22 protein-coding genes are annotated in these 20,801 nt (G+C 68.2%); 10 read left to right on the top strand and 12 right to left on the bottom strand.

Going from position 1 to position 20,801, the window contains the following annotated elements; all coding sequences use genetic code 11:
- Positions 1 to 84 precede the first annotated feature (84 nt).
- The 3 genes from BM004_RS28575 (at position 85) to BM004_RS28565 (ending at position 2,723) form a co-directional block, all read left to right on the top strand.
- Positions 85 to 573 carry a tripartite tricarboxylate transporter TctB family protein gene (locus BM004_RS28575; protein WP_093134754.1) on the top strand — a complete coding sequence of 163 codons (489 nt, stop codon included), beginning with the start codon at positions 85 to 87 and terminating at the stop codon, positions 571 to 573.
- A gap of 25 nt (positions 574 to 598) precedes the next feature.
- Positions 599 to 2,110: a tripartite tricarboxylate transporter permease gene (locus BM004_RS28570; RefSeq protein WP_093134757.1), complete on the top strand. Its 1,512-nt coding sequence runs from the start codon at positions 599 to 601 to the stop codon at positions 2,108 to 2,110.
- A gap of 85 nt (positions 2,111 to 2,195) precedes the next feature.
- On the top strand, positions 2,196 to 2,723 hold the full coding sequence (locus BM004_RS28565) for a hypothetical protein (RefSeq protein ID WP_093134760.1): 528 nt from the start codon (positions 2,196 to 2,198) through the stop codon (positions 2,721 to 2,723).
- Between the two features lie 19 nt (positions 2,724 to 2,742).
- Here BM004_RS28565 and BM004_RS28560 read toward each other — a convergent pair whose 3' ends face one another.
- Positions 2,743 to 4,377, bottom strand: coding sequence for a hybrid sensor histidine kinase/response regulator (locus BM004_RS28560; protein ID WP_256220091.1), 1,635 nt, complete (start codon positions 4,375 to 4,377; stop codon positions 2,743 to 2,745).
- The gene (locus BM004_RS28555; RefSeq protein ID WP_093134763.1) at positions 4,374 to 5,855 is read right to left on the bottom strand and encodes an ATPase domain-containing protein; all 1,482 of its coding nucleotides are present in this window, start codon (positions 5,853 to 5,855) and stop codon (positions 4,374 to 4,376) included. The genes BM004_RS28560 and BM004_RS28555 overlap by 4 nt, the downstream gene beginning before the upstream one ends.
- A gap of 263 nt (positions 5,856 to 6,118) precedes the next feature.
- Between BM004_RS28555 and BM004_RS28550 the strand changes: the two genes are divergently transcribed.
- On the top strand, positions 6,119 to 6,298 hold the full coding sequence (locus tag BM004_RS28550) for a DUF3606 domain-containing protein (RefSeq protein WP_093134766.1): 180 nt from the start codon (positions 6,119 to 6,121) through the stop codon (positions 6,296 to 6,298).
- Positions 6,299 to 6,323: 25 nt separating this feature from the next.
- Here BM004_RS28550 and ureG read toward each other — a convergent pair whose 3' ends face one another.
- The 5 genes from ureG to BM004_RS28525 all read right to left on the bottom strand — a co-directional run bounded on the left by ureG (position 6,324) and on the right by BM004_RS28525 (position 9,220).
- Complete coding sequence (ureG, locus tag BM004_RS28545; RefSeq protein ID WP_093134768.1) at positions 6,324 to 6,974, bottom strand: urease accessory protein UreG; 651 nt, start codon at positions 6,972 to 6,974, stop codon at positions 6,324 to 6,326.
- Between the two features lie 48 nt (positions 6,975 to 7,022).
- Positions 7,023 to 7,469: a hypothetical protein gene (locus tag BM004_RS28540; RefSeq protein WP_093218546.1), complete on the bottom strand. Its 447-nt coding sequence runs from the start codon at positions 7,467 to 7,469 to the stop codon at positions 7,023 to 7,025.
- Between the two features lie 28 nt (positions 7,470 to 7,497).
- Positions 7,498 to 8,172 carry an urease accessory protein UreF gene (locus BM004_RS28535; RefSeq protein ID WP_093218545.1) on the bottom strand — a complete coding sequence of 225 codons (675 nt, stop codon included), beginning with the start codon at positions 8,170 to 8,172 and terminating at the stop codon, positions 7,498 to 7,500.
- Between the two features lie 107 nt (positions 8,173 to 8,279).
- The gene (gene ureE / locus BM004_RS28530; RefSeq protein ID WP_093218680.1) at positions 8,280 to 8,900 is read right to left on the bottom strand and encodes an urease accessory protein UreE; all 621 of its coding nucleotides are present in this window, start codon (positions 8,898 to 8,900) and stop codon (positions 8,280 to 8,282) included.
- A gap of 50 nt (positions 8,901 to 8,950) precedes the next feature.
- Positions 8,951 to 9,220, bottom strand: a complete 270-nt coding sequence (locus BM004_RS28525; protein WP_093134779.1) for a hypothetical protein — start codon at positions 9,218 to 9,220, stop codon at positions 8,951 to 8,953.
- Between the two features lie 28 nt (positions 9,221 to 9,248).
- On the opposite strand from BM004_RS28525, the gene BM004_RS28520 reads away from it, so the two are divergent.
- Entirely contained in the window at positions 9,249 to 9,443 is a 195-nt protein-coding gene (locus tag BM004_RS28520; RefSeq protein ID WP_093218541.1) for an AbrB/MazE/SpoVT family DNA-binding domain-containing protein, read from the top strand.
- Here the strand turns inward: BM004_RS28520 and ureC are convergent.
- The 4 genes from ureC to BM004_RS28500 are packed head-to-tail and all read right to left on the bottom strand — an operon-like array spanning position 9,440 to position 12,442.
- On the bottom strand, positions 9,440 to 11,182 hold the full coding sequence (gene ureC / locus BM004_RS28515) for an urease subunit alpha (protein WP_093134783.1): 1,743 nt from the start codon (positions 11,180 to 11,182) through the stop codon (positions 9,440 to 9,442). The two genes, BM004_RS28520 and ureC, sit on opposite strands and share 4 nt — an antisense overlap.
- Complete coding sequence (locus tag BM004_RS28510) at positions 11,183 to 11,488, bottom strand: urease subunit beta (RefSeq protein WP_093218539.1); 306 nt, start codon at positions 11,486 to 11,488, stop codon at positions 11,183 to 11,185. It abuts the gene before it with no gap.
- Positions 11,489 to 11,499: 11 nt separating this feature from the next.
- The gene (locus BM004_RS28505; RefSeq protein WP_093218536.1) at positions 11,500 to 12,111 is read right to left on the bottom strand and encodes a HupE/UreJ family protein; all 612 of its coding nucleotides are present in this window, start codon (positions 12,109 to 12,111) and stop codon (positions 11,500 to 11,502) included.
- A 28-nt stretch (positions 12,112 to 12,139) separates the two neighbouring features.
- Entirely contained in the window at positions 12,140 to 12,442 is a 303-nt protein-coding gene (locus BM004_RS28500) for an urease subunit gamma (RefSeq protein WP_093134790.1), read from the bottom strand.
- Between the two features lie 215 nt (positions 12,443 to 12,657).
- On the opposite strand from BM004_RS28500, the gene BM004_RS28495 reads away from it, so the two are divergent.
- From BM004_RS28495 to BM004_RS28475, 5 genes are all read left to right on the top strand, one after another.
- On the top strand, positions 12,658 to 13,863 hold the full coding sequence (locus tag BM004_RS28495; RefSeq protein WP_143072541.1) for a DUF6402 family protein: 1,206 nt from the start codon (positions 12,658 to 12,660) through the stop codon (positions 13,861 to 13,863).
- The gene (locus BM004_RS28490; protein ID WP_093334562.1) at positions 13,860 to 14,261 is read left to right on the top strand and encodes a hypothetical protein; all 402 of its coding nucleotides are present in this window, start codon (positions 13,860 to 13,862) and stop codon (positions 14,259 to 14,261) included. The genes BM004_RS28495 and BM004_RS28490 overlap by 4 nt, the downstream gene beginning before the upstream one ends.
- 21 nt (positions 14,262 to 14,282) lie before the next feature.
- Positions 14,283 to 17,909, top strand: coding sequence for a hybrid sensor histidine kinase/response regulator (locus tag BM004_RS28485; protein ID WP_371270878.1), 3,627 nt, complete (start codon positions 14,283 to 14,285; stop codon positions 17,907 to 17,909).
- Positions 17,906 to 18,937 (top strand): response regulator transcription factor, encoded by a 1,032-nt coding sequence (locus tag BM004_RS28480; protein WP_371270876.1) that lies wholly within the window; start codon positions 17,906 to 17,908, stop codon positions 18,935 to 18,937. The genes BM004_RS28485 and BM004_RS28480 overlap by 4 nt, the downstream gene beginning before the upstream one ends.
- Positions 18,938 to 19,097: 160 nt before the next feature.
- Complete coding sequence (locus BM004_RS28475; RefSeq protein WP_256220090.1) at positions 19,098 to 19,766, top strand: hypothetical protein; 669 nt, start codon at positions 19,098 to 19,100, stop codon at positions 19,764 to 19,766.
- A 40-nt stretch (positions 19,767 to 19,806) separates the two neighbouring features.
- Here the strand turns inward: BM004_RS28475 and BM004_RS28470 are convergent, their stop codons facing one another.
- Positions 19,807 to 20,727: a LysR substrate-binding domain-containing protein gene (locus BM004_RS28470; protein WP_093218525.1), complete on the bottom strand. Its 921-nt coding sequence runs from the start codon at positions 20,725 to 20,727 to the stop codon at positions 19,807 to 19,809.
- Positions 20,728 to 20,801: the final 74 nt, after the last annotated feature.

Genomic DNA, 20,801 nt, shown 5'->3' with positions numbered 1-20,801 from the left:
TTCATACACACGAGGCCGCTGAATTCCTAGGATCGGTCGCGCACATCCCTGTGCCGATCAACGCAGTTCCAGGAGACATCAACGGTGAGAATCAAGAGTCAGAGAGACTTCTGCTCGGGCGTGCTTTTCAGCGCCTTCGGCGTGGCCTTCGCATGGGGCGCCACGACCTACAACGTGGGTTCCGGCGCCCGCATGGGCCCGGGCTACTTTCCCCTGATCGTGGGCATCCTCATTGCCCTCATGGGCGTGGCCATCACGCTCAAGGCGCTCAGCGTCGAGACGGAAGACGGCGAGCCCATCGGGCGCATCGCATGGAAGCCGCTGGCTTTCATCATCGGCGCGAACCTCATGTTCGGCGTGCTGCTCGGCGGCCTGCCGAGCATCGGCTTGCCGTCGATGGGGCTCATCGTCGCCATCTACGCGCTGACCTTCATCGCCAGCCTGGCGGGCGACAACTTCGGCTGGAAGGGCGTGACCCTGCTGGCCACCATCCTCGCGCTCGGCAGCTACCTGGCCTTCGTGGTCGCGCTGAAGCTGCAGTTCCAGGTGTGGCCGACCTTCATCGCAGGCTGATTCCCATAAGAACAAGACAAGACCAATGGACCTGATTACCAATCTCTCGATCGGCTTCGGCGTCGCCTTCACGGCGCAGAACCTCGTCTATGCCTTCGTGGGCTGTTTGCTGGGCACGCTGATCGGCGTGCTCCCGGGCATCGGCCCGGTCGCGACCATCGCGATGCTGCTGCCCGCCACCTATGCGCTGCCGCCTGTGTCGGCGCTGATCATGCTGGCCGGCATCTACTACGGCGCGCAGTACGGCGGCTCCACCACCGCGATTCTTGTGAACCTGCCCGGCGAGTCTTCGTCGGTGGTGACCGTGATCGACGGTTACCAGATGGCAAGAAAGGGGCGCGCCGGACCGGCGCTCGCCGCGGCGGGCCTGGGCTCGTTCTTCGCGGGCTGCGTGGGCACGCTGATCCTGGCGGCCTTCGCGCCGCCGCTGACCGAGCTGGCCTTCAAGTTCGGCCCCGCCGAATACTTCTCGCTGATGATCCTGGGCCTGATCGGCGCGGTGGTGCTGGCCTCGGGCTCGCTGCTCAAGGCCATCACGATGATCCTGTTCGGCCTGGCGCTGGGCCTGGTCGGTACCGACGTGAATTCGGGCGTGGCGCGCTACAGCTTCGACATTCCCGAGCTCACCGACGGCATCGGCTTCATCGCCATCGCGATGGGCGTGTTCGGCTACGGCGAAATCATTGCCAACCTCGCGGTGCCCGAGCACGAGCGCGAAGTGTTCACCGCCAAGGTCAAGGGCCTGTGGCCCACCAAGCAGGACTTCAAGGACATGACGCCCGCGGTGCTGCGTGGCACGGCACTGGGTTCGGCCCTGGGCATCCTGCCCGGCGGCGGCGCGCTGCTGTCGGCCTTCGCGGCCTACACCATCGAGAAGAAGATGAAGCTGAAGAAGGGCGAAGTGCCCTTCGGCAAGGGCAACATCCGCGGCGTGGCCGGGCCCGAGTCGGCCAACAACGCCGGCGCGCAGACCTCGTTCATTCCGCTGCTGACGCTGGGCATTCCGCCCAACGCGGTGATGGCGCTGATGGTGGGTGCCATGACCATCCACAACATCCAGCCCGGCCCGCAGGTGATGACCAGCAACCCGGAACTGTTCTGGGGCCTGATTGCCTCGATGTGGATCGGCAACCTGATGCTCATCGTGCTGAACCTGCCGATGATCGGCATCTGGATCAAGCTGCTGACCATTCCCTACAAGTGGCTCTTTCCGTCGATCGTGCTGTTCTGCGCGGTGGGCGTGTACTCGGAGAACAACAACACCTTCGACGTGTGGATGGTGGCCATCTTCGGCATCGTGGGCTATGCCTTCCTGAAGCTCAAGTGCGAGCCTGCGCCGCTGCTGCTGGGCTTCATCCTGGGGCCGATGATGGAAGAGAACCTGCGCCGGGCGCTGCTGCTGTCGCGTGGCGACTGGAGCGTGTTCGTCATGCGGCCGCTGTCGGCGGGCCTGCTGGCCGCCGCCGCGCTGCTGCTGATCGTGGTGCTGCTGCCCTCCGTGAAAGCCAAGCGGGAAGAGGCTTTCGTCGAGGAGTGACGCACCGGCGCAAGGCCCCGGGAAAGCGGCGCCACGGAACTCCGCGTCATACTCGCGGTCCCATGGTTCCGCCGCTTTTTCCCCGATGCCGAACGTGCGCCTTGCTGCTTCCCTGACATTTTTCCGTGCCCTTGCCGCCAGCGCGGCCCTTCTCTGTGCCGGTGCGCTGCATGCGCAGTCGCTGCCACCGGGCGTGCGCCTGGGCATGTCGGCCGAGCAGCTGCAGGCCGTGCTGCCCGCCGCCGAGCGCGTGCAGCGGCCGCAACGCCTGAGCGGCGGGCTGGTCGGCAACTGGCGCGCGGCGCCGGTCGAGATGGCCGGGCTGCTGTTCGAGCCGACCTTCTTCTTCGCCGCTTCCGAGTTGCGCCGCGTCGAGTACGTGGCGGCGGCGCAGGCCACGCCCGACAGCGGCGCCTCGGCCTTCACCGCCCTCGTGCAATGGGGCCGCGGCGTGTTCGGCGCCGAGCTTGCTTCGCGCGACCCTGGCACCGCCTACGCCGCATGGGTGAGCAACGACACCGACGTGTACGTGCAGCAGGTCAGCGACCCGCGCCGTGCCAGCGTGCGCCTGGTCTACAAGGCAAGGCAGCTGCGCGACGGCAGCGAGCTCTGACCTCTTTTCTCTTTTCTCTTTACCCGCTGCCGCGCTGCCCCAGCTTGCGCAGCGTGAGCGACAGCTCTTCCTCGTCCACCGGCTTCAGCAGGTGATGGTCGAAGCCGGCCCGCGCGATGCGGACCCGGTCGTCGGATTGGCCCCAGCCCGTGAGCGCGATCAGTCCCATGCCGTGGTGCTGCGGGTGCGCGCGAAGCCGGCGCGCCAGTTCGCAGCCGTCCATGCCCGGCATGCCGATGTCCAGGATGCCGAGCGTCGGCTCGAAGCCTTCGGCCATGCGCAGTGCTTCCGTGCCGCTGAAGGCCACGGCGGTCTGCGCGCCCAGCAGGCCCAGCAGGGCCGCGAGCGACTCCGCCGCGTCGCGGTTGTCGTCGACCACCAGGATGCGCTGCTGCGCGGCCACCGCCTCCAGGGAGGCACGGGCGTGCGTGCCGGCGCGCACGTCGTGGTCGAGCAGGGGCAGCGACACGGTGAACTCGCTGCCTTGGTTGGCACCCTCGCTCTTCGCGCTGACCGTGCCGCCGTGCAGCTCCACCAGGCTCTTCACCAGCGTGAGGCCGATGCCGAGCCCGCCCTGTGCGGCGCGCGCCGTGCCGCTGACCTGCACGAACATGTCGAAGATCGCGCCGAGCATGGCCGGCGGAATGCCCGCGCCGCTGTCCTTCACGCGCACCACGGCATGGTCGTGCGCGCCGCGCTCGACGAACACGTCGATGCGCCCACCTTCGGGCGTGTACTTGGCGGCGTTGTTCAGCAGGTTGGAGAACACCTGCGTGAGCCGCACGCTGTCGCCTTCGACCGCGAGCGAGGCGTCGGGCATGTGCAGCGCGAGCGTGTGGCGGCCCGCGTCCATCAGCGGGCGGCTCAGCTCCACCGCGCCGCGGATCACCTGGTCGAGCGCGAGTTCGCCGAGCTGCAGTTCGATCTTGCCGCGCGTGATGCGCGAGACCTCCATCAGGTCGTTCACCAGGCGCACCATGTGCTCCACCTGGCGGCCCATGAGCTCGTAGTAGGGCAGCGCCGCCTCGGGCGCGAGGGTCTTGCGCTTGAGGATGGCCAGCGCGGTGCTCAGCGGCGCCAGCGGGTTGCGCAGCTCGTGCGCCAGCGTGGCGAGGAACTCGGTCTTGCGCTTGTCGGCTTCGCTCAGGTCCTCGAGGATCTTGCGCAGTTCGTACTGGCGCCGGCGCGCGCGCAACGCACTGCGCAGCGCGCTCACCAGCGAGGCCACGCGGATCGGGCGCTCCAGCACGGTGACGTTGGCCATGCCTTCCATGGCGGTGGTGATGGCGCGCGAGTCGGCGCCCTGCCGCGCGAGGATCAGCACCGGCAGGTCGGACCACGGCGGCTGGGTCGATACCGCGTCCGCAAGTTCGGCCGCGCCGGTGCCCGAGAGCATTTCCTCGGACACCAGCAGCGCGCCGGCGCCGCGCGGGATCTCGTGCAGCAACTCGTGCAGCGTGGTGCACACGTGCGCCTCGATGCCCGCGTGGGCCAGCACGGCGGTGGTCATCACCGCGTCCTTGGACGTGGCGGTGCGCAGCAGCACGCGCAACTGCGGATCGGCGGGCACCGGCACTGGCACCTCCGCGGGCATGGGCGCGGGCGCAGGCACCAGCGCCGGCGTGGTGGGGGCGGCCGTGGCAGCGATCGTCACGGTGGGACGGCCGCAACGCCGTCGACCGGCACGGGCACGCCGGTGAGGATGCCCCTGAATTGGCGCAGCGGCTCACCCACGTTCAGCCCGGCATGGTCCATCGAGAAGGCGCGGATCGAACGCTCGTGCACGCCGCCGCGCTTCTTGAGCACCGAGATGGCCTGGCGCACCTCGCCTTCGGATTCGAAGTAGCGCAGCAGCACGACCGCGTCGGCCAGGTAGCTGGCGTCGACCGGTGTCTGCATCTGCATGCCGATGAGCCCGTGCTGCGCGCCCACCAGCAGCGTGGCCACGCCGGACTGGCCGAGGTAGGTGAGCAGCTCGTGCAGCTGCACGATCAGGAAGCGCTCGTCGGGCATCGCGTTGAGGTAGCCGTTGAGGCTGTCGATCACGATCACAGATGCCGAATGCTGCGTGACCGCCAGCCGTATCTCGTGCACCAGTTCGCCGGGCGACAGCTCGGCCGGGTCGACCTGCTTGATGCGGATCAGGCCCGACTCCAGGTACGGGTCGATCTTCATGCCCAGGCCGGTACAGCGCGTGCGCAGCGTGGTGATGCTCTCGTCGAAGATGAAGAGCGCCGCGGTCTCGCCGCGCTCGGCCGCGGCAATGGCGAACTGCACCGCCACCGACGACTTGCCCGTGCCCGGCGCGCCCACGAACAGCGTGCTCGTGCCTTTCTCGAGACCGCCGCCGAGCAGCGTGTCCAGCGGCGCGATGCCGCTGGGCAGCTTGGTCTGGGCGGTCTCGCGCACGTGTTCGGCGGCCACCAGCCGCGGAAACACCTGCAGGCCGCCGCGGTGGATCTTGTAGTCGTGGTAGCCGCCGCGAAACGACTGCCCGCGGTACTTGACCACCAGCAGCCGGCGGCGTGCCGAGCCGTAATCGGAGTTGGACTGCTCCAGCCGCAGCACCGCGTGCGCGATGCTCTGCACCTGCAGGTCGTGCTCGGTGGCGGTCATGTCGTCGAGCAGCAGCACGGTGCACTGGCGCCCCGCGAAGAACTGCTTCAGCGCCAGTATCTGCCGCCGGTAGCGCAGCGAGGTGCCCGAGAGCAGCCGCAGCTCCGACAGCGAATCGAACACGATGCGCGAGGGCTTGAGCGTTTCCACGTCGCTGAGGATGCGCAGCGTGGTCTCGCTGAGCTCCACCTCGGACGGATGAAACATCGTGTACTGCTCTTCAGGCTGCAGCGTGTCCTGCGTGGGGAGCATTTCTCGCATGTGGATGGCCGACAGGTCCCAGCCATGCGATGCGGCTACGCCGCGCAGTTCGGTCTCGGTTTCGGACAGCGTGACGTAGAGCACCGACTCACCCTGGCGCACGCCTTCCATCAGGAACTGCAGTGCGATGGTGGTCTTGCCCGCGCCGGGCGTGCCCTCCACCAGGTAGAGCCGGTTGGGCTCGAGGCCGCCTCCCATGACATCGTTCAGGCCTGGGACGCCGATGCTGAGAAGCCTGCGGGTGTTCGGCTCCATCGTGGTTCTCCATGAAACATACGGACACCCATTCCATCATGGAGCGCTCCAAAATGCATGCGCGCCCGGGCCAGCCGGGAAGCCAAACGCGTGTCGGCGGCCACGCCTTCGCACATCGCGAAATGCCGCGCACGCGCCATGGAATTTGTCCTGCACGCCGCGTCGGAACTGTCCGGCTGGCGCGCACCCGGCGGCGAGGAGACTCGCGTCTCCAAATTCCCGTTTCTACTTGCTCACCCTCTGCACCTTCCCAGGAGAAGACGATGCCCGACCACAGCGAGATCCGCATTCCGCAAGACGACGAACGGATCGACGTGACCGACCTCAAGGAGGTCGACTACTGGACCCAATGGTTTGGCGTGAGCGAGGAGCGCCTGCGCACCGCCGTGGCATCGGCCGGTACGGTGAGGGACGACCTGCGCGTCTACCTGGGCCTGCCCTGAACGGGCTTTCCGAACGCGTCGTCGTTCAGCCCGCGGCCAGCATGCCGCGCTCTTCGATGAACGCCACCACCTCGGCCACGCCGGTGAGGGTCTTGAGGTTGGTCATCACGTAGGGGCGCTGGCGGCGCATGCGCTGCGTGTCCTGCTCCATCACGTCGAGGTTCGCGCCCACGTAGGGCGCCAGGTCGGTCTTGTTGATCACGAAGAGGTCGCTCTTGGTGATGCCGGGGCCGCCCTTGCGCGGGATCTTCTCGCCGGCCGCCACGTCGATCACGTAGATCGTGAGGTCCGACAGCTCGGGGCTGAAGGTGGCCGCGAGGTTGTCGCCGCCCGACTCGACGAACACCACGTCGGCATCCGGAAAATCCTCCAGCATGCGGTCGATGGCCTCGAGGTTGATCGACGCGTCTTCGCGGATGGCAGTGTGCGGGCAACCGCCCGTTTCCACGCCCATGATGCGTTCGGCCGGCAGCGCGCCGGCCACCGTCAGCAGGCGCTGGTCTTCCTTGGTGTAGATGTCGTTGGTGATGGCGATCAGGTCGTACTTGTCGCGCATCGCCTTGCAGAGCATCTCCAGCAGCGTGGTCTTGCCCGAACCCACCGGGCCGCCGATGCCCACGCGCAGCGGGGGCAGTCTCTTGGTGCGATGGGGGATGTGGTGCAGGGCGGAGGTCATGGTTCGGTTCCGGAAAAAAGTGCGTGTGTGTGTGTCGGTGCGCGCGGGCTACTCGGGGCAGGCCTCGTCGAATTCGCCGTCGAGGGTGCGGATGTGCAGCAGGTGTTCGACCCACCACGGCATCTCGAAGCCCAGCGAGATGGCGATGGCGCCGCCCGGGTCGTAGCCGGGCTGGGCCACCTCGACGAAGGAAGGCTTCAGCTGCGACCAGAGCGAGGCGGTGTCGAGCACCAGTCCGTCGGGGAGGATGCCGCCTTCGGCGATCACCTCGACCATGGGCGCGCCCGCGGTGTCGCGCAGCGCGGCGGCGTTGGCGAGCACCTTCTGCATCGCGCCGGTCTGCGCCGGCGTCGGTCCTTCGGCAGTCCCGTGCACGCGCAGGTCGAACTCGCCGAACGGCGCGATCGCGATGCGGCCTTCCCATACCTTCGAGCGGCCTTCGCCCTGCAGCGTGCCTGCGGGCGGCCATTCGACGGACTTGGGAAACATCGGCATCTGTGAGGACCTTGCGCGCGCGTGCGTGCTAGCTGCGGAAGAGGCGGGAGTATTGCGTTTCGTGCCGCGCCGAAAGCACGGCCAGCAGCGGGGCGAACGCCTGGCGCTCGTCGTCGGAAAGGGCCATGGCGCGGGTCACGGTGTCGGGGATCTCGCGGGCGAGCCGGCCCAGGATGCGCTGCCCCGCGCTCTGGCCCAGCGGCACCGCCTTGACGGCCGCGCCCACCATGTTCTCGGCCCAGCCGAAGGCAAACGCCAGGGCGCAGTCGTGCACCGGGGCGGTGGTGCGGCTCGCAGCGAAGGCGAAGGCCACGGGGTAGCTCGCGGGCAGGCCGGCGAACACCGCGGCGGTGTCGGCATGGTGCAGCTTGAGCCACTCGACGAAGGAGCGGCCCATCTGCTCGGTCTGCAGGAGGAACTCGGCCGACTCGCGCGTCACCATCACCCATTCGTTGAGTGCGTGGATGCGCGGCATGTCGTTCGTGCGCCAGGCCGAGACGGCCTGCGCGAAGAGCGCGAGATCGCCGCGCGCGAAGCTCAGGTGCAGTTGGTCGGACAGCCATTCGGCCGCGCGCGATTCGGAATCGATGCCGGCCCATTCGACCGCGGCCTCGACGCCCTCGGAATACGAGAAACCGCCGACGGGCAGCGCGGGAGACGCGAGCCAGATGAGTTGCAGGAGGCTTTGGCTCGCGTCAGGCATGTGCGCTTTCAACCCGTGGGGTCGCGATGGCGTGGCGGTGCTCGGGGCGCGTGCACAGGACACCGGGTGCTCGCGCAACGCGACCGGCCGAAGCGCCAGCGTTCATCTCAGTGGGAGTGGCCGTGGTGGCGGTGGTCGTGGCCATGCGAATGGTCGTGGTCGTCCAGCAGCTCCGGTGCGAGCACGAGCGGCTTCGGGCCCTTGCCGCTTGCGTGCGAATGCCCATGGTCATGGCCGTGGCCGTGGCCGTGGCCGCCACCGTGCGCATGCTCGTGCGACCCATAGGCGCCGCCCTCGGGCTCGAACGCCTCCTCGACCGCCACGACGATCAGGTGCATCGAACGCAGCATGTCGGCCAGCACATGGTCGGGCTCGATCTTGAGGTGGTCGGGCTTGAGTTCGATCGGCACATGCCGGTTGCCCAGGTGATAGGCCGCGCGCGTCAGGTCGAAGGGCGTGCCGTGGGCGGTGCAGTGCGTGATGCGCAGCACGGGCTGCGGCGCCGCGATCACGCGCACCAGCGAGCCGTCTTCGGCCACGAGCATGTCGCCGCCGCGCACGGCCGTGCCGCGCGGAAGGAACACGCCGATCTGGCGGCCTTGGGAGTCGGTGGCGTCGAAGCGGCTCTTCTGGCGGATGTCCCAGTCGAGCTCGATGGTCGATGCCCTGCGGATCAGCACCGGAGCGAGCCCGGAGCCTTGAGGAAAAATCTTTGAAGCTGTTAGCACGTTCAATCCATCACAAACCAAAGAATGCCGAGTATGGAAGCAATCCCGGCTCAGCGTGTGCGGCTGGAGCCACGCGTGATCAGGCTCCATACGAAGTCGATGGCGTAGCCGAGGACGCTGCCGACCGACTCACCGAAGACCAGGCCTATCAGCCCGCAGGTCACCGCGCTGCACTGAACCACGTTCGTCCAGCCCAGGGTCTGCGGAATGCCCCACCGGTGGCCGCCCCACTGTATGAAGATGTTGATCAGAACGCCAAGGAATGCACCGAGCAGTGCGCCCAAGGCGCCTGTGACCACACGCCCTTTGACAAAATCCATTCTTCTTTTCCTCTTCGCTGCGACTCACATGACCACGGCGCTTCAAATCATCCAGATCGATGGCGAAGCGGGTGTCATCCTGCCAGATGAAGTGGTCGCCCGTTGGGGCTTGCAGGCGGGTGACGCTGTCTTGCTGACGCCCGCTGGTGACGGCGTCACGCTCGAATTCGTCGGCAAGGCGCTGAAAGGAGTCGAGGAGATCGTCAGAGAGATACCGCGTTAGAACAGGAAATACCGCTGCGCCATCGGCAGCAGCTTCGCCGGCTCGCAGGTCAGCAGGTGCCCGTCGGCGCGCACCGCATAGGTCTGCGCGTCGATCTCCATCTTCGGCGTGTAGCCGTTGTGGACCATGTGCTGCTTGCGCACGTTGCGGATGTTCTTCACCGCGCTGAGGTTCTTGCTCAGGCCGTAGCGTTCCTTGATGCCCGAGGCCAGGCCGGCCTGCGAGACGAAGGTCAGCGAGCTCCTGGCGAGCGAGCCGCCGTAGGCGCCGAACATCGGGCGGAAGTGCACGGGCTGCGGCGTGGGAATGGAGGCGCTGGGGTCGCCCATGGCGGCCATGGCGATGGTGCCGCCCTTCAGGATGGTGAAGGGCTTCACGCCGAAGAAGGCCGGCTTCCAGATCACGATGTCGGCCCACTTGCCGACCTCCAGCGAACCCACCTCGTGCGCGATGCCGTGCGCGATGGCCGGGTTGATCGTGTACTTGGCGACGAAGCGCCTGGCGCGGAAGTTGTCGTTGCGCTCGTTGTCCTCAGGCAGCTTGCCGCGCTGCAGCTTCATCTTGTGCGCGGTCTGCCAGGTGCGGATGATGACCTCGCCGACGCGGCCCATGGCCTGGCTGTCGGAGCTGAACATGCTGATGGCGCCCAGGTCGTGCAGCACGTCTTCGGCGGCAATGGTCTCCTTGCGGATGCGCGACTCGGCAAAGGCCAGGTCCTCGGCGATGCCGGCGTCCAGGTGGTGGCACACCATGAGCATGTCGACGTGTTCGTCGAGCGTGTTCACGGTGTAGGGCATGGTCGGGTTGGTCGACGACGGCAGGAAGTTGTCTTCGCCCACCACGCGCAGGATGTCGGGCGCATGGCCGCCGCCCGCGCCTTCGGTGTGGAAGGCGCAGATGGCGCGCCCGCCCACCGCCGCGATGGTGTTCTCGACAAAGCCCGATTCGTTCAGCGTGTCGCTGTGGATGGCCACCTGCGTGTCTGTGGCGTCGGCCACGTCCAGGCAGTTGCTGATGGCCGCGGGCGTGGTGCCCCAGTCTTCATGCAGCTTCAGGCCGATGACGCCGGCGTCGATCTGCTCGTGCAGCGCATCGGGCAGGCTGGCGTTGCCCTTGCCCAGGAAGCCCAGGTTCATGGGGAACGCATCGGCGGCCTGCAGCATGCGCTCGATGTGCCACGGGCCCGGCGTGGCGGTGGTGGCGAAGGTGCCGGTGGCGGGGCCGGTGCCGCCGCCGAGCATGGTGGTGACGCCGGAAGACAGCGCCTCTTCGATCTGCTGCGGGCAGATGAAGTGGATGTGGCTGTCGATGCCGCCGGCGGTGACGATGTTGCCCTCGCAGCTGATGATCTCGGTGCCCGGGCCGATGACGATGTCCACGCCCGGCTGCACGTCGGGGTTGCCGGCCTTGCCGATGGCGGCGATGCGCCCGCCCTTCAGGCCGATGTCGGCCTTGACGATGCCCCAGTGGTCGAGGATGAGCGCGTTGGTCAGTACCGTGTCGACGGCGCCACCGGCCGCAGGGCCGCTGCCTTTGCCGTCCCTGGTGCGCTGCGATTGCGCCATGCCGTCGCGGATGGTCTTGCCGCCGCCGAACTTCACCTCTTCGCCGTAGCCGCCGGCGCGCAGGGTGTAGTCGGCCTCGACCTCGATCAGCAGGTCGGTGTCCGCAAGGCGGACGCGGTCGCCCACGGTGGGGCCGAAGATTTCCGCGTAGGCGCGTCGCCCGATGGTGGCCATTTAGAGTTTTCCTTGAACCAGGCCGCGAAAGCCGTAGACGATGCGATCGCCCGAGAAATCGACCAGCTCGACCGTGCGCTGCTGGCCGGGCTCGAAGCGCACCGCGGCGCCCGAGGCGATGTTCAGCCGCATGCCGTGCGCGGCCTCGCGGTCGAAGCCGAGTGCGCCGTTGGTCTCGGCGAAGTGGTAGTGCGAGCCGACCTGGATCGGCCGGTCGGCGGTGTTCTGCACCACCAGCGTGAGGGTGCGGCGGCCGGGGTTGAGCGTGTGCTCGCCGTCGTCGGTGAAAAGTTCGCCGGGGACCATGGCAGCCGGCCTCAGATGGCTTGTGCCAGCAGCGTCGCGCCCAGGCCGACGACGGCGGCGCCGGCCACGCGCGGCAGCCAGGCGTTGGCACGGCGCAGCGACCAGCCCAGCGCGATGCCCGCCACGTGCAGCAGCACCGTCGCGCCGACCATGCCGGCCAGCGTGAGGGCCGCGCCGTCTTCGCTGGCAAGTTCGTAGCCGTGGGCCACGCCGTGGAACACCGCGAACACGCCGACCACCGCCATGGCGACGACGGCCGGCAGGTGCACGCGCGTGGCCACCAGCAGGCCCAGCACCAGCAGCGAGGCCGCGATCATTGGCTCGACCGCCGGCAGCTGCACGCCGGCCAGGCCCATCAGCGCGCCCACCAGCAGCATGCCGGCGAAGGCCAGCGGCGCCCAGAGCAGGTCGGGCCAGGCGCGGCGCGCGGCCAGGGCGCTCCAGAAACCGACCGCGACCATGGCGGCCAGGTGGTCGGCGCCGGTCAGCGGGTGCAGGAAGCCGGTGGTGAAGCCGTGGTGCATGCCGCCGTCGACGCCGGTGTGGGCGCTGGCTGCCAGCGGCAGCACGGCGGCGAGAAGGGCCAGGGTCTTGGCGACGGTGGGAACGGTCGGGTGGCGCATGGAAGGTCTTTCTTTTTCTGGCTTCGGTTCAGACGATGGGCTGGTGGACGGTCACGAGCTTGGTGCCGTCGGGGAAGGTGGCTTCGACCTGGATGTCCGGGATCATCTCGGCGATGCCCTCCATCACGTCGGCGCGGGTCAGCACGGCGCGCCCGTCGCTCATGAGCTCGGCGACGCTCTTGCCGTCGCGGGCGCCCTCCATCACGGCGGCGGAAATCAGCGCGATGGCTTCGGGGTAGTTGAGCTTGAGGCCGCGGGCCTTGCGGCGTTCGGCCAGCAGCGCCGCGGTGAAGATCAGCAGCTTGTCTTTTTCGCGCGGGGTCAGTTCCATGGGATCGGCATCGGGTGGCGGGAGGAGGCGGCCATTATGGGCAGGCTGGCTTCTTTGCAACAGTCGTGCCGTGTTCGCCAAAAGTCGTACGGATGGCACAAAAGTGCACTGAAACAGGGTTCGGCGCTTGTCCGCGCAGGCCCTGATGGAGCCCGAACCCGCGCCTGCCGCGCAAATACTCCGCACCGGTGTTCGAACACGGGGGAGGGGAAAAAATGCAGCCACAGGCAGGCGGAAAGATCGACTTCCACAGGTCAAGCAATTTCATGCGTTCCTGGTCGCCGCAGACTGGCGAAATCTGCAGGGAGGACATTGCGCTGTCCACGAGCCGGGCGCCTCCGCCGGCGGTTGGCAAGCCCGTCGGTCACAGCGAGCGCAAATCGGTGGAGGTGCCCGCCAGGAAAAAGGCGAAGGAAGATCCGTACGTCAACGCGACGCTCGGGGCGATCAAGGTGGCAGAAGCGGTGTCCGGTGCTGCGGCCAGCCTGCAGCGCTGGCTCCAATCGCCTCCACCTCCGCCCTCACCAAAGGAGAAGTCGAAGGCCGTGCAAGCCGTGCCGCCGTTCGACATCCAGGACATTCCCGGGGCGATGCGCAAGATCGGCGCGCCGGTGGGCGCGGACCTGATGGACAAATGGTTTGCGGGGCAGTTGAACTACCCGCCCACGTCGGATGACGAGCGCGACGGCCTCAACCAGAACGCCGTGCCTTTTCCGCCGGCAATGATCGACACCATGTCCGTCAAGATCGATTGGGTGTTGAAATTTGCCAGAGCCAGGGAGGGACTGAACCAACTGATGTCTCAACTTGGAACGCCGAGGGCGCGCGACGCCATTGCGAAGAAGCTGCGCCCGTACCGCAACCGGCAGGACATCCGGCCCTGGCTGGAGTGCAAGGGAGACTTGGTGCGTCTCCACAAGGAATTCCAGTTCCAGCAGGCGCCCGTCGAGGGCACCCTGAGCCAGAAGCTGACGCAGTTCCTTACGCAGTCGCTTTCCAACGAGGGCCTGCCGGACGACCTGACCTGCGCGTTGGGCTCCTTCAATCTCTACGCGGCAGTTTCGTACGCCTGGTTCGACCACAAGAACAAGACGGCCGTCGTGACCGATGTTTCCATCTATGTGAAAGACAACTTCACGTTCACGGACAAGACGGGCGATGCATCGCAGTACCTCGGGCACTGGAACCGCAGTCATGTGGCCATCGTTCCAGCCCATCAGGTCGCGACGATGGTGAACATCGGGTGGCTCGACTACGCGGTGGTTCAAGGCAATGTGTACGCCAGGGATGCCGTGCTCTATCCGGTCAAGAACTCGGACTTTCGCGCGTGGCAACGCAAGCACAACCGGGGCGGCGACTTCATCATCTACACCGACAAGGTCACCATGAAGCTTGGCACACCGATCAGGGTGGCCCTGTGATCTCGCTGGGCCATTCCATGCTTCACCGCGGTGCGCGCGTTCTCCGGTGGGCGCTGTGCATCGCGGTCGTTCTTGTCGGCGTCAGGTATTGCTTCGAGGCGAGGGGCCGCAGCCGCGCCGACGAATATCCTGATCAGTGGCGGACCGAGATTTCAGACGTTCAGGGCGGTGCCTACACGGCCCGGTCCACTGTCGTGCACCACGGCACGATTCTCTTGAGGCTCTACCGGACGGGTGATTCGACGCTCCTCGCGGAGCGCACCTACAGGGAGCACGGCGTCGAGCTTCTCTGGACCGACGACGAGTTGATCTACGACACCGCCGACGATTCCTTTCTGGGTGGCGGCATCCAGCTTCCGCCCACCCGTCTCGACAAGCTCCTCGCCAAGCTGCCTTGAGCCCGTGGCCGAGGCTCGGCCATGGCACGAAAGCTGCACCGAAACGGTGTGAGCCCCACCGATACGCCGACCTCCCCAGACGACGCCCCCCAGCGCATCGTCAAGGTCCGGCGCGACTACAACAGCTGGGTTGCCAGCGAGACGCTGGAAGACTACGCGCTGCGCTACACCCCTCAGCGCTTTCGCAAGTGGTCCGAATGGCGGGTCGCCAACACGGCCTTCGGGGCGGCTTCATTCCTGATCCTGGAGGCGGTGGGCGCCACGCTGCTGGTGCAGTACGGCTTTGCCAACGCCTTCTGGGCGATCCTGGCGACCGGGCTGATCATCTTCCTGGCGGGCCTGCCGATCAGCGTGTACGCGGCGCGCTACGGCGTCGACATGGACCTGCTCACGCGCGGCGCCGGCTTCGGCTACATCGGCTCCACGCTCACCTCGCTGATCTACGCGAGCTTCACCTTCATCTTCTTCGCGCTCGAGGCAGCGGTGATGGCCTATGCGCTGGAGCTGGCGCTGGGCATTCCGCCGGTGTGGGGCTACCTGGTGTGCGCGCTCGTGGTGATCCCGCTGGTCACGCACGGGGTGTCGGCCATCAGCCGGCTGCAGCTGTGGACGCAGCCGCTGTGGCTGCTGATGCTGGTGGTGCCCTTCGGCTATGTGCTGGTGCGCGATCCTGGTGCGTTTACGGGCATCGTGCACTACAACGGTGTTCGCACCGGAACGCAAGGCTTCAATCTGCACCTGTTTGGCGCAGCCCTGACGGTCGGCATTGCGCTGATCACGCAGATGGGCGAGCAGGCCGACTACCTGCGTTTCATGCCCGCGCGCACGGCCGGCACGGCGCGCCGCTGGTGGGCCGGGGTGCTGGCCGGCGGGCCGGGCTGGGTGGTGCTGGGGGTCTGCAAGATGCTGGGCGGCGCGCTGCTGGCGTACCTGGCGCTCACGCACATGGTGCCGGCCGACCGCGCGGTCGACCCCAACCAGATGTACCTGGCGGCCTACGAGTACGTGTTCCCCAACTACGGCTGGGCGGTGGCGGCCACGGCGCTGTTCGTGGTGATCTCGCAGCTCAAGATCAACGTGACCAACGCCTACGCCGGCTCGCTGGCCTGGAGCAACTTCTTCTCGCGCGTGGCGCACAGCCACCCGGGGCGCGTGGTGTGGGTGGTGTTCAACGCGCTCATCGCCTTCATGCTGATGGAGATGAACGTGTTCGAGGCGCTGGGCGACGTGCTCGGGCTGTTCGCCAACATCGCCATCGCCTGGATGATGGCGGTGGTCGCCGACCTGGTCATCAACAAGCCGTTGGGCCTGTCGCCGCCGGGCATCGAGTTCAAGCGCGCGCACCTGTGGGACATCAACCCGGTGGGCGTGGGCGCGATGGCGCTGGCATCGGTGCTGTCGATCACCGCGCACCTGGGTGTGTTCGGGCCGCTGGCGCAGGCGTTCTCCGCGCTCATTGCGCTCGGCACGGCGCTGGTGGCCTCGCCGCTGCTGGCCTGGGCCACGGGCGGCAAGTACTACCTGGCGCGCGGCTCCGACGAGGCGCACGGCGCGGTCGCCTTCGCGCCGGCCGAGGGCGGGCGCGCGGTGCGCTGGGCGCGGGTCGAAACCGGCAGCTACCAGCGGCTGAAGGTGCAGCACTGCGTGATCTGCGAGCGCGAGTACGAAGGGCCCGACATGGCGCATTGCCCGGCCTACCAGGGGGCGATCTGCTCGCTGTGCTGCACGCTCGACGCGCGCTGCGGCGACCTGTGCAAGCCGCACGCGAGCCTGTCGGCGCAATGGTCGGCCGTGCTGCGCTGGCTGCTGCCGCGCCGCAGCTGGCGCTACCTGGACACGGGGCTCGGGCACTTCCTGCTGTTGATGCTGGTCATCGTGCCGCTGCTGGCCGTGGTGTTCGGCGTGCTCTACCAGCAGGAGCTGCGGGCCTTCGGCGAAGGCGCGCTGGAGCTGGCCTCCGAGGCCGACGTGGCCGCGGCGCTGGCCGGCGTGCAGAAGCTGTCGCTGCGCTCGGGCTTCCTGAAGGCCTACATGGCGCTGCTGGTGATTGCGGGCATCGTCGCGTGGTGGCTGGTGCTGGCGCACCAGAGCCGCAAGGTGGCGCAGGAAGAGTCGAACCGCCAGACGCACCTGCTGGTGCGCGAGATCGAGCTGCACCGCGAGACCGACCGCGCGCTGCAGGCCGCCAAGCAGAGCGCGGACGAGGCGCGCGAGATTGCCGAGCACGCCAAGCTCGCGGCGGAGCAGGCCAAGCAGGCCGCCGACCAGGCCAACCAGGCCAAGAGCCGCTACATCAGCGCCATCAGCCACGAACTGCGCACGCCGCTCAACAGCATCCTGGGCTATGCGCAGCTGATGGGCGAAGACCCGTCGGTGCCGCCGCACCGCCAGCAGGCGGTGGCCGTCATCAAGCGCGGCGGGGAGCATCTGCTGTCGCTCATCGAGGGCACGCTGGCCATCGCGCACATCGAGGCCGGCAAGCTCACGCTGCATGCGCAACCGATGCGCTTTGCCGACACGTTGCGCGAGCTGGCCGACATGTTCGAGCTGCAGGCGGCCGAGAAGGGCCTTCAGTTCCGCTTCGAGGCCGCGGGCGCGTTGCCCGAGGTGGTGCGCGCGGATGAGAAGCGGGTGCTGCAGATCCTCATCAACCTGCTGGGCAATGCGATCAAGTTCACGGCGGCGGGGCAGGTCACGCTGCGGCTGGCCTATGCGCGCGAGTTCGCTTCGGTGGAAATCGAGGACACCGGCCCCGGCATGCCGGCCAGCGAAATCGAGCGCATCTTCGAGCCGTTCGCGCGCGGCAATTCGGCCGGCGCGTCGGCGGCGCCCGGCGCGGGGCTCGGGCTGACCATCGCCAAGATGCTGACCGACCTGATGGGCGGCGAGATGAAGGTGAGCAGCACGCCGGGCGTGGGGTCGCTCTTCTGCGTGCGCCTGTTCCTGCCGCGCGTGCACGACGCCGTGCCGGGCGCGGCGCGGGCGGCGCCGGCGCCGCGCGCGCGGCGCGGCTACGAGGGCCCGCGCCGCCGGCTGCTGGTGGTCGACAACGAGGAGGCCGACCGCGACCTGCTGGGCCATGTGCTGGCACCGCTGGGCTTCGAGCTGCGCAGCGCGGCCAGCGGGCACGACGCGCTGGACCTGATCGCCGCCGGCTACCGGCCCGACGCGATGTTCGTCGACCTCGCCATGCCGGGCATCGACGGCTGGGAAACCATTCGCCGCGCGCGCAAGCTGGGGCTGACCGAGGCTGCCGTGGCCATCGTTTCGGCCAACGCTTTCGACAAGGGGCTCGACAACGACGTGGGCATTGCGCCCGAAGACTTCTTCGTCAAGCCCGTGCGCCACTCCGAACTGCTCGACTGGCTCGAGCGCCGGCTCGGGCTGCAATGGACCGACACCGCCGCCAGGCCCGCACCCGTTGCCGTCGCACGGCCGCTGCAGGCCCCCTCGCTGGCGCGCCTGCGCGCGCTCGAAGAGGCGGTGGGGCTGGGCTACTTCCGCGGCATCATGAACCAGCTCGACGCCATCGATGCGGCGCAACCCGAATGCGCGGCGTGGACCGACGCGCAGCGCGTGCTGGCGCGCCAGTTCCAGTTCGAAGCCATGAGCCGCGCGCTCGCCGACGCCGTGGAGAGCGCCGCATGACCCAGACGCCGATTCCCATCATGGAAACGTCAGCGCTCGCCCGGACGCTGCGCGAGCAGCAGGGCGCCAACAGCGACCTCGTGCTGATCGTGGACGACGTGCCCGACAACCTCGCCGTGCTGCACGACGCGCTCGACGAGTCGGGCTACACCGTGCTCATTGCCACCAACGGCGAGCAGGCGCTGCAGCGCGCCGCGCAGGCCCGCCCCGACATCGTGCTGCTCGACGCGATGATGCCGGGCATCGACGGCTTCGAGGTGGCGCGCCGGCTCAAGGCCGATGCGGCCACGGCGCACATTCCCATCGTGTTCATGACGGGCCTCACCGAAACCGAGCACCTGGTGGCGGCGCTGGAGGCCGGCGGGGTCGACTACGTCACCAAGCCCATCAAACCGAAGGAAGTGCTGGCGCGCATGAACGTGCACCTGCAGGGCGCGCGCCGCGCGCGGCAGGACGCGCGCCAGGCCGGCCAGGCGCGCAACGCGCTCGACGCCTTCGGCTACGCGAGCATCACGGTGCGGCTGCCCGAGGGCCGGCTCATCTGGCAGACGGCGCTTGCGCGCGACCTGCTGCAGCGCTACTGCGAGACCCGCGCGCCCGAGACGCCGCCGGCGGTGCTCGACTGGCTGCGCAGCCACACGCCCGATGCGCGGCAGCGCGGCATCGAGCCGCCGCCGCTGTCGATCGTGCAGGGCGCCAGCAGCCTCACGCTGCGGCTGCACCAGCAGACCAGCAGCGACGACGACGGCGACGAGTGGATGATCATCATGCGGGAAGTGTCCGACACCGGCGTGATCGAGGCCATGAGCCTGAGCCTGAAGCTCACGGCGCGCGAGGCCGAGGTGCTGTACTGGGTGGTCAAGGGCAAGACCAACAAGGACATCGGCGAGATCCTGGGCAGCAGCCCGGCCACCGCCAAGAAGCACCTGGAGCGGGTGTACGTGAAGCTGGGCGTGGAAACGCGCACCGCCGCGGCCGGCGTGGCCATCAAGCGCATCCGCGAGTTGCAGCCGCAGTTCGAGATCTGAAGGCGGGGGCCACTTCGGCACCGGTGGCCGGTACGGCGGCGTCACGTCATGGCGCCGACTTTCCGCGTCCCTAGAATGCTCCGCGGGCCCTGGGATGCGCGCGATGAAGAACAACAACCCCGAACGAACGATGACGACCCGGCCGCCACGCGCCGGCGGAATGCTTGCGGCTTCCCTGCTGTTCGCGACCTGGTGCGCGAGCCCGGCCGCGCACGCCGCCGGACATTTCGACGTGGACGACGCCGGCACGCTCGACCCGGGCCAGTGCCAGTACGAGACCTGGTGGGGCCGCACGGGGGTGGAGCCCGTCACGGGTTTTCACTTCGGGCCGGCCTGCCGCGTGGGCTCGGTCGAGCTGGGCCTGAATTTCGACCGCACCTCGGTGGCGGGTGTGCACTCGGTCACCGGCGGGCCGCAACTCAAGTGGAATTTCTACGGGCCGGCGGCCGATGCGCCGTTGAGCGCGGCCGTGTCGATGAGCGCGGTGTTCGACCTGAAACGCGGCGGTCGTGCCGGCGGGCAGTTCGTGGTGCCGCTCACCTGGCGGCCGCTGGAGAGCCTGCAGCTGCACGCCAACCTGGGCGCCGACTGGGCCAGCGGCACCGGCGCGCGCACCTCGCGCGTGGGCGCGGCGGCCGAGTGGGCGCTGAACGACACCGTCTCCTTCATCGCCGAGCGCAACCGCGCGTCGAACGTGTGGACCTCGCGCATCGGCGGGCGCTTCAGCCTCACGCCGCTCATCAGCGTGGACGTGAGCGCCTCGCGCACCGGGCCGCGGCATGTGCGCGGCTTCGTGATCGGGCTGAACCACGAGTTCACCTGGAAGTGAACCGCCGCGGCTATACCGGCTGTCCCGGCTGTCCCGGCTGTCAGCGCAGGTAGCGCTGGATCCGCTTCTCGTCCTCGGCCAGCTGCTGGCGCATGAGCGAGATGAAGTCCCTCGCGGTGGCCGACAGCGCCTTGCCCGCGGGCAGCGCCAGCAGGCAGGTGAAGTTCACGTCGACCGAGAACTTGCGCACCACCAGCCCGCGCTCCGCATAGTCGAGCGCGGTGATCGGGTTGACCAGGCCCACGCCCAGGCCGCGCAAGGCCATCTCGCACACGCTGGCCGCGTAGGGCGTCTGCACCAGCACGCGCAGCGCCACGCCGTACGGTGCCAGCGCGGCCTCGAGCCGCTGGTGCGTGCGGTCTTCGGGGTTGAACGAGAGGAAGGGCGCCTGCGCCAGCTGGTCGGGCTCGATGGTCTTGAAGCGCGCCAGCGCGTGGCCGGGCGGCATCACCACCACGCCGGGCAGGCGCGCGAAGGTCGAATGGTCGATGCCCTCGAGCGGGAGCTCGTCGGCCATCAGCCCGAAGTCGGAGATGCCCATGGCCACGCGGTCGCGCACGTCCTTCGAGTTCAGCACCTGCAGCGACACCTGCGGCCAGGGGCTCGCGCCGCGGTGCGCCTTCAGCCGTGCCAGCGCGCGCGGCATGAAGCTCAGGCCGTAGGCGGGGAAGCAGCTGATCTCGAGCTGGCTCACGCCGAAGTCGCGCAGGCTGCGCACGCGGTGCTCGATGGCGTCCATGCCGATGAACACGCGCTCCACCTCGATCCACAGCGCGCGCGCCTCGGGCGTGGGCACCAGCCGCCCGCCGGTGCGCTGGAACAGCAGCATGCCGGCTTGCGCCTCGAGCCGCTTGAGCGACTGGCTGATGGCGGGCTGCGTCACCTGCAGCAAGGCCGCGGCCTTGCGGGTGGAGCTGCCGCGCATCAGCGCCCGGAACGTTTCGATCTCTGCAAATCGCATCGATAAGTTTTGTTATCGGTTGAGTAACTTGGGCTGCGTAATTTTATTTCCGTTTGCATAAGATTTGGGCACCA

Source organism: Variovorax sp. OK212 (assembly GCF_900112425.1).
GTDB lineage: Bacteria > Pseudomonadota > Gammaproteobacteria > Burkholderiales > Burkholderiaceae_C > Variovorax.
Note: the sequence above shows the minus strand (reverse complement) of the source record. Positions and strands in the feature narration are given on the sequence as shown.